This window comes from Burkholderia sp. AcTa6-5 (assembly GCF_017815075.1).
Classification (GTDB): Bacteria; Pseudomonadota; Gammaproteobacteria; order Burkholderiales; family Burkholderiaceae; genus Burkholderia; species Burkholderia sola.
Genome location: NZ_JAGIQE010000003.1, coordinates 354071 through 367374, shown reverse-complemented (window position 1 = coordinate 367374; position 13304 = coordinate 354071). Strand labels below are relative to the sequence as shown.

The 13304-nt window shown below is 69.5% G+C and carries 14 protein-coding genes; 7 read left to right on the top strand and 7 right to left on the bottom strand.

Features of this window, described 5'->3' with window-relative positions:
- Positions 1–29 precede the first annotated feature (29 nt).
- Positions 30–674, bottom strand: a complete 645-nt coding sequence (gene pdxH, locus J8I33_RS06790; protein ID WP_209934047.1) for a pyridoxamine 5'-phosphate oxidase — start codon at positions 672–674, stop codon at positions 30–32.
- Positions 675–802: 128 nt separating this feature from the next.
- Here pdxH and J8I33_RS06785 point away from each other — a divergent pair, with 128 nt between their 5' ends.
- The gene (locus J8I33_RS06785) at positions 803–1660 is read left to right on the top strand and encodes a tRNA threonylcarbamoyladenosine dehydratase (RefSeq protein WP_050017033.1); all 858 of its coding nucleotides are present in this window, start codon (positions 803–805) and stop codon (positions 1658–1660) included.
- 108 nt (positions 1661–1768) lie between these two features.
- Here the strand turns inward: J8I33_RS06785 and trxA are convergent, their stop codons facing one another.
- Complete coding sequence (trxA, locus tag J8I33_RS06780; protein WP_050017034.1) at positions 1769–2617, bottom strand: thioredoxin; 849 nt, start codon at positions 2615–2617, stop codon at positions 1769–1771.
- Positions 2618–2669: 52 nt separating this feature from the next.
- Positions 2670–3551, bottom strand: a complete 882-nt coding sequence (locus J8I33_RS06775) for a pirin family protein (protein ID WP_050017036.1) — start codon at positions 3549–3551, stop codon at positions 2670–2672.
- Positions 3552–3768: 217 nt separating this feature from the next.
- Here J8I33_RS06775 and J8I33_RS06770 point away from each other — a divergent pair, with 217 nt between their 5' ends.
- Positions 3769–4647 carry an EamA family transporter gene (locus J8I33_RS06770; protein ID WP_185625052.1) on the top strand — a complete coding sequence of 293 codons (879 nt, stop codon included), beginning with the start codon at positions 3769–3771 and terminating at the stop codon, positions 4645–4647.
- A gap of 45 nt (positions 4648–4692) precedes the next feature.
- On the opposite strand, the gene J8I33_RS06765 is transcribed toward J8I33_RS06770, so the two are convergent.
- Positions 4693–6225, bottom strand: a complete 1533-nt coding sequence (locus J8I33_RS06765; protein ID WP_050017039.1) for an N-acetylmuramoyl-L-alanine amidase — start codon at positions 6223–6225, stop codon at positions 4693–4695.
- Positions 6207–6758, bottom strand: coding sequence for a tRNA (adenosine(37)-N6)-threonylcarbamoyltransferase complex ATPase subunit type 1 TsaE (gene tsaE / locus J8I33_RS06760; protein ID WP_050017041.1), 552 nt, complete (start codon positions 6756–6758; stop codon positions 6207–6209). Before tsaE ends, J8I33_RS06765 begins: the two co-directional genes overlap by 19 nt.
- Before the next feature lie 17 nt (positions 6759–6775).
- Between tsaE and queG the strand changes: the two genes are divergently transcribed.
- The 3 genes from queG to xerD all read left to right on the top strand — a co-directional run bounded on the left by queG (position 6776) and on the right by xerD (position 9504).
- A complete protein-coding gene (gene queG, locus J8I33_RS06755) occupies positions 6776–8011 on the top strand; it encodes a tRNA epoxyqueuosine(34) reductase QueG (protein WP_209934043.1) in 1236 nt (411 codons plus the stop codon).
- 63 nt (positions 8012–8074) lie between these two features.
- Entirely contained in the window at positions 8075–8545 is a 471-nt protein-coding gene (locus tag J8I33_RS06750) for a methylated-DNA--[protein]-cysteine S-methyltransferase (RefSeq protein ID WP_050017046.1), read from the top strand.
- Entirely contained in the window at positions 8542–9504 is a 963-nt protein-coding gene (xerD, locus tag J8I33_RS06745) for a site-specific tyrosine recombinase XerD (protein ID WP_209934036.1), read from the top strand. Before J8I33_RS06750 ends, xerD begins: the two co-directional genes overlap by 4 nt.
- Positions 9505–9571: 67 nt before the next feature.
- On the opposite strand, the gene J8I33_RS06740 is transcribed toward xerD, so the two are convergent.
- Complete coding sequence (locus J8I33_RS06740; RefSeq protein WP_209934028.1) at positions 9572–11134, bottom strand: AMP-binding protein; 1563 nt, start codon at positions 11132–11134, stop codon at positions 9572–9574.
- Positions 11135–11368: 234 nt separating this feature from the next.
- Between J8I33_RS06740 and ybaK the strand changes: the two genes are divergently transcribed.
- Together ybaK and plsY are read left to right on the top strand one after the other, a co-directional pair.
- Positions 11369–11860: a Cys-tRNA(Pro) deacylase gene (gene ybaK / locus J8I33_RS06735; protein ID WP_047898865.1), complete on the top strand. Its 492-nt coding sequence runs from the start codon at positions 11369–11371 to the stop codon at positions 11858–11860.
- 116 nt (positions 11861–11976) lie between these two features.
- Positions 11977–12618 (top strand): glycerol-3-phosphate 1-O-acyltransferase PlsY, encoded by a 642-nt coding sequence (gene plsY / locus J8I33_RS06730; RefSeq protein ID WP_209926305.1) that lies wholly within the window; start codon positions 11977–11979, stop codon positions 12616–12618.
- A gap of 79 nt (positions 12619–12697) precedes the next feature.
- Here plsY and J8I33_RS06725 read toward each other — a convergent pair whose 3' ends face one another.
- Positions 12698–13183: a YajQ family cyclic di-GMP-binding protein gene (locus J8I33_RS06725; protein WP_006482217.1), complete on the bottom strand. Its 486-nt coding sequence runs from the start codon at positions 13181–13183 to the stop codon at positions 12698–12700.
- Positions 13184–13304: the final 121 nt, after the last annotated feature.

The window sequence follows — 13304 nt, the reverse complement described above, 5'->3', positions numbered from 1 at the left end:
GACACGACCGGCGCACGCCGGCGCCGCGCTTACGGCGACAGGCGCGAGATCGTCCAGCCCGGCGCCGCCGCGGCGTCGCGCGTATAGAGCAGGCGGTCGTGCAGCCGCGACGGGCGCCCCTGCCAGAATTCGATCGCGTCGGGCACGAGGCGGTAGCCGCCCCAGTGCGGCGGGCGCGGCGGGTTGTCGCCGTAGCGTTCGCTGACGGCCTGTTCGCGCGCTTCGAGCGTCGCGCGGCTGTCGATCACGGTGCTCTGGTCCGACGCCCATGCGCCGATGCGCGAGCCGAGCGGGCGCGATGCGAAATAGCGGTCGCTTTCTTCCGCGCTGGTTTTCTCGATCCGGCCCTCGATGCGCACCTGGCGCTCGAGCTCGATCCAGTAGAACAGCAGCGCGGCTTGCGGATGCACGGCGAGATCGTGGCCCTTGCGGCTGTCGTAATTGGTGAAGAAGACGAACCCGCGTTCGTCGACGCCCTTGATGAGCACGATTCGGGCCGCCGGCCGGCGGTCGGCGCCGACGGTCGCGAGCGTCATCGTGTTCGGCTCGGGCAGCTTGGCGGCGAGCGCCTCCTTGAACCAGCGATCGAACTGGGCGAACGGGTCGGGGGCGGCATCGGCTTCGTCGAGCGAAGCACGCGAATAGTTGATGCGAAGATCGGCGAGAGTCGTCATGTTATGCAAACGCTTCAATCTGGGGCCAGTATAGCTAACGCGCGAGAATCGTGCGTGCACAGTGGGGCGGGGGAGCGGGGAGTTCAGGCAAAATAGAGGGCTGCACGACTTACGTTTTCCTTGCTGCCATGTCCTCCGCCGACGCTGCCCCGCCCCGTTCTTCCGATCTTACCCCGACCCCGGAAATCCAGCTTGACGTGGATCGCGCCCGGCGTTTCGGCGGCGTCGCGCGCCTGTACGGCGCGCCGGCGGCCGCCGCATTCGAGCGGGCGCACGTCGCGGTGATCGGGATCGGCGGCGTCGGGTCGTGGGTGGCCGAGGCGCTCGCGCGCAACGCGGTCGGCACGCTGACGCTGATCGATCTCGACAACGTCGCGGAAAGCAACACGAACCGGCAGGTCCATGCGCTCGACGGGAATTACGGCAAGCCGAAGGTCGACGCGATGGCCGAGCGGATCGCGCTGATCGACCCCGCGTGCCGCGTGAACCGGATCGAGGATTTCGTCGAGCCCGACAACTTCGACGCGCTGCTCGGCGGCGGCTTCGACTACGTGATCGATGCGATCGACAGCGTGCGCACGAAGGTCGCGCTGATCGCATGGTGCGTCGCGAAACGGCAGCCATTGATCGTCGTCGGCGGCGCGGGCGGACAGCTCGACCCGACGCGCATCCGCATCGACGATCTCGCGCTGACGATCCAGGATCCGCTGTTGTCGAAGGTGCGCGCGCAATTGCGCAAGCAGCACGGTTTTCCGCGCGGGCCGAAGGCGCGCTTCAAGGTCAGCGCCGTGTATTCGGACGAGCCGCTGATCTATCCGGAAGCGGCGGCCTGCGACATCGAGGACGGCGCGGAGCCGTCCGCTGCCGCGCACGTCGCGGGGCTCAACTGCGCGGGCTTCGGTTCGAGCGTGTGCGTGACCGCGAGCTTCGGTTTCGCGGCGGCCGCGCATGCGCTGCGGGCGATCGCGGCACAGGCGGCCGGCTGAGCGCGCGGCGCGCGGGCAGGGAAGGATGACGCTGCGGCGCGGGGAGCGCGCCGCGGGCGAGACGGCGATGCAGCCGGGCCGTTGCGGTCCGGCCAGTCGCGCGTCAGGTCAGTTGAGCGCCATGCTCAGCTTGCGTCGCCATGCGGCGACGAGGTCGGGGCGATCGCCGGCCAGTTCGAACACCGAGATCATCGTGCGGCGGCCGAGGTCGTCGCCGTATGCGCGATCGCGCGTCACGATTTCCAGCAACTGCTCCAGCGCCCCTTCGTACGCGCGCCGCGCGATCAGGCTCTGCGCGAGGTCGAAGCGCGCGTCGAGATCGGCCGGGTTCGCCGCGATGCGTGCCTCGAGCGCGTCGGTCGGCGGCAGGTCGGCCGTGGCGTCGAGCGCGTCGAAACGGGTCTTGATCGCCTGGTAGCGCGGGTCGCCGTTCTGCACGGTCTGCGGCGACAGGCGCTCGGTCTCCGCGCGCGCGGCGTCGACTTCGTTGCGCGCGAGCAGCAGCTCGATCAGGTCGAGGCGCGCGTCGTCGTAGCCGGGGTTCAGCGCGAGCGCCGCTTCGAGGTGCGTGAGCGCATCGTCGAAGCGCTGTTCGGCCATCGCGTACTGCGCGGCGCGGCGCTCGGCTTCCTCGGCCGCCGGCAGCAGCCGGTCGAGGAACGCGCGCAACTGCCCTTCGGGCAGCACGCCGACGAACTGGTCGACCGGCCGCCCGTCGGCGAACGCGATCACGTGCGGGATGCTGCGCGTCTGGAAGTGCGCGGCGAGTTCCTGGTTCTCGTCGACGTTGACCTTCACGAGCTTCCAGCGGCCGGCGTAATCGGCTTCGAGTTTTTCCAGCAGCGGGCCGAGCGTCTTGCACGGGCCGCACCACGGCGCCCAGAAGTCGACCAGCACGGGCGTGTCCAGCGACGCCTCGATGACGTCTTTCTCGAATGTGGCAAGCGTGGTGTCCATGTCGTTCTCTTCCGTTCGAATATCGTCAGGATGGGGGCGGTGCGCCGCTTTTTCAACGCGGCTTCGATTCGGGCAGCGGAATCCACTCGGTCTCGCCGGGCACCTTGCCCATTTCCTGGCGCGTCCATGCCGCTTTCGCGTGCTCGATCGCGTCGCGGCTGCTCGCGACGAAATTCCATTCGATGAAGCGTTCGCCGTCGATCCGGTCGCCGCCGAGCAGCATTGCGCGCGCACCGCTGCCGCTCGTCAGCGCGACCGTCGCGCCCGGCGCGAGCACGGCCATCCGTTCGGCCGGCACCGGCGTGCCGTCGATCGCGAGATCGCCATCGACCACGTAGACCGCGCGCTCCTCGTGCGACGCATCGAGTTCGAGCCGGCCGCCGACCGCGAATTCGGCCGCGACGTACAGCGTGCGCGAGAACGTCGTCACGGGCGAATGCAGCCCGAACGCGTCGCCGGCGATCACCGTCAGCGCGACGCCGTTTTCATCGCGCTTGGGCAGCGTGTCGGCCGCGTGGTGCTCGAACGACGGCTCGGTCGTCTCGTGCGTTTTCGGCAGTGCGACCCAGGTCTGGATCCCGTGCACGGTGTGGCCGTTCGCGCGCTGGGCGTCGGGCGTACGCTCGGAGTGGACGATCCCGCGGCCGGCCGTCATCCAGTTCACGTCGCCCGGCACGATTTCCTGCAGCGAGCCGAGGCTGTCGCGATGCAGGATCGCGCCGTCGAACAGGTAGGTGACCGTCGCGAGCCCGATGTGCGGATGCGGGCGCACGTCGAGCCCCGTGCCGGCCGGCAGTGCGGCGGGCCCCATGTGATCGAAGAAGATGAACGGGCCGACGAGGCGTGCGGCGAGCGCGGGCAGCGTGCGGCGCACCTGCAGGTTGCCGATGTCGCGCACGTGCGGCTTCAGCAGGGCTTTGATCGAGTCGGTCATGGCGGGCCTCGTGGGGAGCGGCTGGGTTGGCGGTCATTGTACTGGCGGCGCGAGGCGGCCGCGGCAGGCACGCGTCGTGCTGCGTCCGCCGCGCGGCACAAGCCACCGCGTCCGCCGCCGATTCCATATGCGCCGCGCGGGTATCGGGCGCGGCGGCGAAACCCGGTAGACTGACCGGCTTCACAACGACAATTCGACAATCGAGGAGACGCCGATGATGGCCCCGAAGGACTTGCTGCTCGCGCTGGTCGTGATCCTGGCGTGGGGCGTGAACTTCGTCGTGATCAAGGTCGGCCTGCACGGCATGCCGCCGATGCTGCTCGGCGCGCTGCGCTTCACGCTCGCGGCCGTGCCGGCGGTGTTCTTCGTGCGGCGGCCGCAGATTTCGTGGCGGCTGCTGGTGCTGTACGGCGCGACGATCCAGCTCGGCCAGTTCGTGTTCCTGTTCACCGGCATGTACGTCGGGATGCCGGCCGGCCTCGCGTCGCTCGTGCTGCAATCGCAGGCGTTCTTCACGCTGGTGTTCGCGATGCTGTTTCTCGGCGAGCGGCTGCGCGTGCAGAACCTGGTCGGGCTCGCGATCGCCGCGGCCGGGCTCGTCGTGATCGCCGCGCAGGGCGGCCGCGCGATGACGCTCGCGGGCTTCCTGCTGACGATCTGCTCGGCCGCGATGTGGGCCGTCGGCAACATCGTCACGAAGAAGGTCGGGAAGGCCAACCTCGTGTCGCTCGTCGTGTGGGCGAGCCTCGTGCCGCCCGTGCCGTTCTTCCTGCTGTCGCTGTGGTTCGAGGGGCCGCGGCGGATCGCGACCGCGCTCGCCGGGCTCGACGGCGCGTCGATCTTCGCGGTCGTCTATCTCGCGTTCGTCGCGACGCTGCTCGGCTACGGGCTGTGGAGCCGCCTGCTGTCGCGCTACCCGGCCGCGCAGGTCGCGCAGTTCTCGCTGCTGGTGCCGATCGTCGGGCTCGCGTCGTCGGCGCTGCTGCTCGACGAGCATCTGACGCAATCGCAGCTGATCGGCGCCGCGCTCGTGATGGGCGGGCTCGCGGTGAACGTGTTCGGCGGGAAACTGCTGAGCCGCTTCGCGGCATCGTGACGCGCCGGCACGCGCGGCGTGCCGGCGGCAGGGAACGGGTGACGCTCAGGCCATCCGGTTCTTCGCGAGCGGCGGATTCGCGGCGAAATAACGCTTGATGCCGCGGAAGATCGCGTCGGCCATCTCGTCGCGATAGCTGTCGTCGTTGAGGCGGCGCTCTTCGTCCGGGTTGCTGATGAACGCGGTCTCGACGAGGATCGACGGAATGTCGGGCGCCTTCAGCACCGCGAACCCGGCCTGCTCGACCGAGCCCTTGTGCAGCTTGTTGATGCCGCCCACTTCCTTCAGCACGTAGTTGCCGTAGCGCAGCGAGTCGCGGATCTGCGCGGTCGTCGACATGTCGAACAGCGCGCGGTTCACGGCCGCGTCCGCCGTCTTGATGTTGATGCCGCCGATCAGGTCCGACGAATTCTCCTTGTTCGCCATCCAGCGCGCCGCGGCACTCGTCGCGCCGTGGTCGGACAGCGCGAACACCGACGAGCCGCGCGCGGACGGCGTCGTGAACGCATCCGCGTGGATCGACACGAACAGGTCGGCGCCGACGCGGCGCGCCTTCTGCACGCGCACGTTCAGCGGCACGAAGAAGTCGGCGTCGCGCGTCATCATCGCGCGCATGTTCGGGGCGGCGTCGATCTTCGCGCGCAGCTTCTTCGCGATGTCGAGCGCGATGTGCTTCTCGTACGTGCCGCCGCCGCCGATCGCGCCCGGATCCTCGCCGCCGTGGCCCGGGTCGATCGCGACCGTCAGCAGGCGTACCGTGCCGCCCTTGCCGGATTTTGGCGCGGTGAACTTGTAGGTGTCCCCGTCGTCGTCGTTGTCGTCGCGGCGCGCGATGACGGGCGGCGGCTTGACGGCCGGCTTCGCGGGCGTCGACGGCGTGCCGGCGGCCGGCGGCGTATGCGGCGCGGCCGGGGTGTTCTGCGCGAAACGCTGGAAGAATGCGTCGCTGTTGTCGCCCGCGCCCGCGCCGGGCGGCGGGGTGCCCGGGCCGGCCAGCGTGGACGGCGGTTGCATCTGCTGCGCGCGCGCGGTGTCGTTGAGCGCCTGTTCCTTGCGTTCCGTCTGCGCGATCAGGTCGGACAGCGGATCGGGCGCGACGGCCGGATACAGGTCGAACACGAGCCGGTACTTGTACGTGCCGACGGGCGGCAGCGTGAACACCTGCGGCTTCACCGAGCCTTTCAGGTCGAACACCATCCGCACGACGTGCGGCTGATACTGGCCGACGCGCACCGACTGGATCTGCGGATCGTTCGGCGCGATCTTCGATACGAGATCGCGCAGCGCCTGGTCGAGGTCGAGGCCGTTCAGATCGACGACCAGGCGGTCGGGACCCTGCAGCAACTGTTGGCTATTCTGCAGCGGCTGGTCGGATTCGATCGTGACGCGCGTGTAATCGCGTGCGGGCCACACGCGCACGCCGAGCACCGACGACGCGTGCGCGAGCCGCGGCGCGACGAGACCGAGCACCAGCGTCGACGCCCCCGCGCGCAGGATCTGACGGCGCCGCCAGTTGTGCGTCGCGGTGGCCGCCGATTCGATCGAGCGGAACGGTTTGATCAACATCTTTCGAGACATGCCTTTCCTGAAGCGCTGTACGCCCGGACGGTGAGGGCACGGCCGTCGCCATCCACGTCGAGCGAGAAAACCAGATCGGGCACGCCGAGCAGCGCACCCGCCTGTTGCGGCCATTCGACGAGGCAGATCGCGCTGGAATTGAAATATTCGCGAAAGCCTGCGTCGGACCATTCGGCCGGATCGTTGAATCGATACAGATCGAAGTGATAGACCTCGAGTTCCCCGTCGCTGCGCTCGAGCGCGTACGGCTCGACGAGCGTATAGGTCGGGCTGCGCACGCGCCCCGGGTGGCCGAGGCCGCGCAGGATCGCGCGCACGAGGGTCGTCTTGCCCGCGCCGAGATCGCCGACCAGCTGGATCTGCAGCCCGTCGAACGCATGGGCGCGGCCGAGCTCGATGCGCGCCGCGTCGAGCGCGTGCGCGAAGCGGGTGCCGAAGGCCTCGGTTGCCGCTTCGTCGGCGAGCGCGATCACGCGCTCCGCGAGCGGGGCGGGCAACATGGCATGAGGCGGTTGGCTGGACGTGGCTGGCATTCTCGTAAAATAGTGCGATGAACCGACTACCGGAACGCGCCGCATCCGACAGGCCTTCGACTCATGGCGAAGGCGCGGCGCCGTGCGCGCTCGACGATGCGGCGTTGACTGCGCTCGCCGCTCGCATCAGGGCGTGGGGGCGCGAATTGGGTTTCGGGGCGATCGGCATCAGCGACACCGATCTCTCGGATGCCGAAGCGGGCCTCGCCGCCTGGCTGGAAGCCGGATACCACGGCGAAATGGATTATATGGCCAAACATGGGATGAAACGCGCGCGGCCGGCCGAACTTGTGGCCGGTACGCGACGCGTGATTTCCGTGCGGCTCGCCTATATGCCGGCCGAAACGCTCGCGGCCGACACGCCCGACGACGAGCCGGGCGCGCTCGCGCCGCACGACTGGCGCGCGCGCGAACGGGCGCGGCTCGACGATCCGCAGGCGGCCGTCGTGTCGATCTATGCGCGCGGCCGCGACTATCACAAGGTGCTGCGCAACCGGTTGCAGACGCTCGCGGAGCGCATCGAGCACGAGATCGGCGGGTTCGGCTACCGCGTGTTCACCGATTCGGCGCCCGTGCTCGAAGTCGAGCTCGCGCAGAAGGCCGGGGTCGGCTGGCGCGGCAAGCACACGCTGCTGCTGCAGCGCGATGCCGGCTCGCTGTTCTTTCTCGGCGAGATCTACGTCGACCTGCCGCTGCCGACCGACGCGCACACGTCGCCCGACAGCGCGCCCGAGGCGCCCGGCGCGCACTGCGGCAGCTGCACGCGCTGCATCGACGCGTGCCCGACCGGCGCGATCGTCGAGCCGTACCGCGTCGACGCGCGCCGCTGCATCTCGTATCTGACGATCGAACTGAAAGGCAGCATCCCCGAGCCGCTGCGGCCGATGATCGGCAATCGCGTGTACGGCTGCGACGACTGCCAGCTCGTGTGCCCGTGGAACAAATTCGCGCAGGCCGCGCCCGTCGCCGACTTCGACGTGCGGCACGGCCTCGACCGCGCGACGCTCGTCGAGCTGTTCGCGTGGGACGGCGAGACGTTCGATACGCGGATGCAGGGCAGCGCGATCCGGCGCATCGGCTACGAAAGCTGGCTGCGCAATCTCGCGGTCGGGCTCGGCAATGCGCTGCGCACCGGCGCGGACCGGCTCGCGCCGCCGGCGCGCGACGCGATCGTCGCCGCGCTGCGCGCCCGCGCCGACGATCCGTCGCCGATCGTGCGCGAGCATGTCGAATGGGCGCTGCGAGCCGCGTGAAGGCGGCGTAAAGTGTCGTCGGCGCGCGGGCAGGGCCGCGCGCATCCCGGTCAGGAGAAGTCCATGTTCAACGCAGTCATCGACGCGCCGTTCGGCAAGGTCGGCATCCGCACGGATGCCGCGGTGGTGCGCGAGATCGTCTATCTGCCCGAATCGATGAAGTCGGTCGATCCGGACTCGGCGCTCGCGAAGCGCGCGGTCGAGCAGATCGAACGTTATTTCGAGCGCGCATCGGCGCGCTTCGACCTGCCGCTCGCCGACGTCGGCAGCGCATTCCAGCACCGCGTATGGGACGTGATCAGCGACATCCCGCCCGGTACGGTGCTGACCTACGGCCAGGTCGCGAAGCGGATCGGCAGCGCGCCGCGCGCGGTCGGCCAGGCGTGCGGCGCGAACTACTTCCCGCTCGTGATTCCGTGCCATCGCGTCGTCGCGGCGGGCGGCCTCGGCGGATTCGCGAACCACGACGACAACGGCTATTACCAGAAAGTGAAGCGCTGGCTGCTGGCGCACGAGGGCGTGCCGTACCAATGAGCGAACCGATGATTTCCCCCCGCGCCGACCACGACAGCGAGATCGACGCCGTCGCGGCATCGCCCGCGCTGCTCGCGAGCCGCGCGTCGATCGACGTGTTCTGCGATGCGCTGTGGCTCGAGCACGGGCTCGCGCGCAACACGCTCGATGCGTACCGGCGCGACCTGGCGCTGTTTTCCCACTGGCTGGCCGCGACGCACGACGCGCCGCTCGACTCGGCCGACGAGGCGATGGTGACCGGCTACATCGCCGCGCGCAGCGACGGCAAGGCGACGTCGTCGAACCGGCGGCTGTCCGTGTTCCGCCGCTATTACGGCTGGGCCGTGCGCGAGCATCGCGCGAGCGCCGACCCGACGCTGCGGATCACGTCCGCGAAACAGGCGGCCCGATTCCCGTCGACGCTGTCCGAGGCGCAGGTCGAGGCGCTGCTCGGCGCGCCCGACATCGGCACGCCGCTCGGCCTGCGCGATCGCACGATGCTCGAGCTGATGTACGCGAGCGGGCTGCGCGTGAGCGAACTCGTGACGCTGAAGACGGTCGAGGTCGGCCTCAACGAAGGCGTCGTGCGCGTGATGGGCAAGGGGTCGAAGGAGCGGCTCGTGCCGTTCGGCGAAGTCGCGCACGGCTGGATCGAACGCTACCTGCGCGATGCGCGCCCGGCGCTGCTCGGCGCACGCGCGGCCGATGCGCTGTTCGTGACCGCGCGCGGGGACGGGATGACGCGCCAGCAGTTCTGGAACATCATCAAGCGTCACGCGCAGCAGGCCGACGTGCGCGCGCACCTGTCGCCGCACACGCTGCGGCACGCGTTCGCGACGCACCTGCTGAACCACGGCGCCGACCTGCGCGTCGTGCAGCTGCTGCTCGGCCACAGCGACATCTCGACCACGCAGATCTATACGCACGTCGCGCGCGAGCGGCTCAGGACGCTGCACGCGCAGCATCACCCGCGCGGCTGACGCGCGCAGCGCGTGCATTCGCGGCGCGGACTGCAATGCGGACGCGCGTAGCGCGCCGGCGGCCGCGTCAGACCAGTTCGCGCAGCCGGTGCTTGAGCACCTTGCCGGTCGACGCGGCCGGCAGCGCATCGAGCACGCGGATATGCGCAGGGCGCTTGTAAGCGGTGAGCCGATCCGCGCACCACGCGTGCAATGCCGCCTCGTTCGCCGCCGCGCCGGGCATCAGCTCGACGAACGCGAGCACTTCCTCGTTGCCGTCGATCGCGCGGCCGATCACGGCCGCCTGCACGACGTCCGGATGCGCATTCAGCACCTGTTCGACCTCGACCGGATACACGTTGAAGCCCGAGCGGATGATCAGCTCCTTGCTGCGGCCCACGATCGTCACCGCGCCGTCCGCGTCCTGCCGCGCCAGATCGCCGGTGCTCAGCCAGCCGTCCGGCGACACGGCCGCGCGCGTCGCGTCCGTGTCGCGGTAGTAGCCGAGCATCACGTTCGGCCCGCGCACGCGGATTTCGCCGACTTCGCCCGGCGGCACGTCGGTGCCGTCCGGCGCGACGATCCGCATGTCGACGCCCGGGATCGGCACGCCGACCGAACTGTCCGCGCGCGGCGCGTCGAGCGGCGTCTGCGTGATCGTCGGGCTGCTTTCGGTCATCCCGTAGCCGTTGTGCAGCGGCACGCCGTACAGGCGCTCGACGCGGGCCTTCAGGTTCGCATCGAGCGGCGAGCCGCCCGAATACGCGAAGCGCAGCCGCGGCGCGCGCCACGCGTGGCCGTGCGTGTGCAGGTGTTCGAGCAGCTTCGCGTGCATCGCGGGCACGCCCTGGAAGATCGTCACGCCTTCGTCGGCGAGCGCGACACGCACGGCTTCCGGCGAGAAGCGCGGCGCGAGCCGCAGCGTCGCGCCTGCGTAGAGGCTGCCGACGCATACCGACGCGAGCCCGTACACGTGCGATACGGGCAGCACCGTGTAGACGACGTCGTCAGGAGACACGCGGCGCAGCGTGCTCGATATCGCCGCGATGAAAAGCAGATTGCGGTGCGACAGCATCACGCCTTTCGGCGTACCGGTCGTGCCAGTCGTGTAGATCAGCGCCGCGCATTGCCCGGCGCCGTCGGCGGCCACCGGTTCGGCGGGGGCGCTTGGATCGACGCGATACGACCACGCGCCGATGTCGACCGGCAGCGCGCCGGCGGGCGTCGCGCCGAGCCGCTCGGCGTGGGTGCGCGCGTCGGCCGATGCGTCGGTCGTGAACGCGATCAGCTTCGGACGCGCATGCGCGGCGATCGCGTCGAGCTCGGCGGCCGACAGCCGCGCGTTCGACACGAGCGCCCAGGCGTCGAGGCGCGCGGCCGCGAACAGCAGCACGATCTGCGCGACGCAGTTTTCCGCGACGATCATCACGCGGTCGCCGCCTTGCACGCCGAGGCCAGCGAGCCGCGCGGCCGCCGCGTCGACGGCCTGCGCCAGCTCGCCGTACGACAGCCGGCGAGCATCCTCGATCAGCGCCGGATGCGCGGGCGACTGCGCGGCCCGGTGCGCGGGCACGTCGGCGATGCGGCGCGGCAGCGCGGCGAGCAGCGCATCGACGTCGAGCGATTCGGATGAACGGATGGGCGAGGACATGGCGTCTCCAGATGAGGGGCCGGCGGCGCCGACGATATTTGCGAACGATCGTGCCATGAGGGCGCGCGCGCCACAATCAGCCAAACGGGCAATAGCGCTTCGCGATGTTCGCAACGATGATGGGCACACTTGCGACGGCGATGCGGCGGGCCGGCGGAAAACGGGCCGCGAGTATACCGCCGGCGCGGGCACGCCATCGCGCGCTCGCCGATCGTTCGCCATTAAAATGCCGCCATGAGCAAATCCAGACACGTGTCCGAAACCCCCGCGACCCAGTTGCTGCGCCGCCATGGCGTCGCGTTCGGCGAGCATCCGTACGAATACGTCGAGCACGGCGGCACCGGCGAATCGGCGCGCCAGCTCGGCGTCGACGAGCACAGCGTCGTGAAGACGCTCGTGATGGAAGACGAGCACGCGAAGCCGCTGATCGTGCTGATGCACGGCGACCGCACCGTGTCGACGAAGAATCTCGCGCGGCAGATCGGCGCGAAGCGCGTCGAGCCGTGCAAGCCCGACGTCGCGAACCGCCATTCGGGCTATCTCGTCGGCGGCACGTCGCCGTTCGGCACGCGCAAGACGATGCCCGTCTACGTCGAGGCGACGATCCTCGAACTGCCGACGATCTACCTGAACGGCGGCCGGCGCGGCTACCTCGTCAGCCTCGCGCCGGCGGTGCTCACGTCGCTGCTCGGCGCGCAGCCGGTGCAGTGTGCGAGCGTCGACTGAGGGTTTCACCTTCGTGGCACCCCGCGCCCGTTCGGTAGAATGGGCGCCGTTTCGGCCTGCCGGCTTGCCGCGCACGGCCGTCCCTTTCCCGATACGTTGAAAGAAGAGTCCTCCGCATGCAGATCCTGCTCGCCGCCTTCGTTGCCTACCTGATCGGTTCGGTGTCGTTCGCCGTCGTCGTCAGTTCCGTGATGGGGCTGGCCGACCCGCGTTCGTACGGATCGAAGAATCCCGGCGCGACCAACGTGCTGCGCAGCGGCAACAAGAAGGCCGCGATCCTGACGCTCGTCGGCGACGCGTTCAAGGGCTGGATCGCCGTCTGGCTCGCCCGGCGCTTCGGCCTGCCCGACGTCGCGATCGCGTGGGTCGCGATCGCCGTGTTCCTCGGCCACCTGTACCCGGTGTTCTTCCGCTTCCAGGGCGGCAAGGGCGTCGCGACCGCGGCCGGCGTGCTGCTCGCCGTGCACCCGGTGCTCGGGCTCGCGACCGCGCTGACCTGGCTGATCGTCGCGTTCTTTTTCCGCTATTCGTCGCTCGCGGCGCTGGTCGCGGCCGTGTTCGCGCCGGTATTCGACGTGTTCCTGTTCGGCATGCCGGGCCACAACCCGGTCGCGTGGGCCGTGCTGGCGATGAGCGTGCTGCTCGTGTGGCGTCACCGCGGCAACATTTCGAAGCTGCTCGCGGGGCAGGAGAGCCGGATCGGCGACAAGAAGAAGGCGGCCGCGGACGGCGGCGCGCAGGACGGCGGGAAAGCCTGAGCACGCGCGGCGCTGGCCGCGCGCCGGGCGCGCCGCGTGTGCGGGGCCCGGCCGGATGACGCGACGGATCGGCGGCCGGTCAGTCGCGGAAGTTGTTGAAGTCGAGCGGCGTGTCGGTCACGTCCTTGCGCAGCATCGCGATCGTGCTCTGCAGGTCGTCGCGCTTCGTGCCCGAGATGCGCACCGCGTCGCCCTGGATGCTCGCCTGCACCTTGATCTTGCTGTCCTTCACGAGGCGCACGATCTTCTTCGCCAGGTCGCCCGTTACGCCTTTCTTCACGGTGACGATCTGCTTGACCTTGTCGCCGCCGATCTTCTCGACCTTGCCGTAGTCGAGGAAGCGCACGTCGACGTTGCGCTTGGCCAGCTTGCCGATCAGCACGTCCTTGACCTGGCCGAGCTTGAAATCGTCGTCGGCGAACAGCGTCAGCTCGCGTTCCTTCTGCTCGACGCGCGCGTCGGAGCCCTTGAAGTCGAAGCGCGTCGAAATTTCCTTGTTCGACTGCTCGATGGCGTTCTTCACTTCGATCATGTTCGCTTCGGAAACGACGTCGAACGATGGCATGGCATTCTCCCTTGAGATGCGGGCACCCGGCTCGCGCGCGGGCACTCGCTATAATTGCGGACTGTTTGCCATTTTACCGATGCCCCTCCGTTTGCCCAAGGCCGGCCATGCGCCGCCCGGC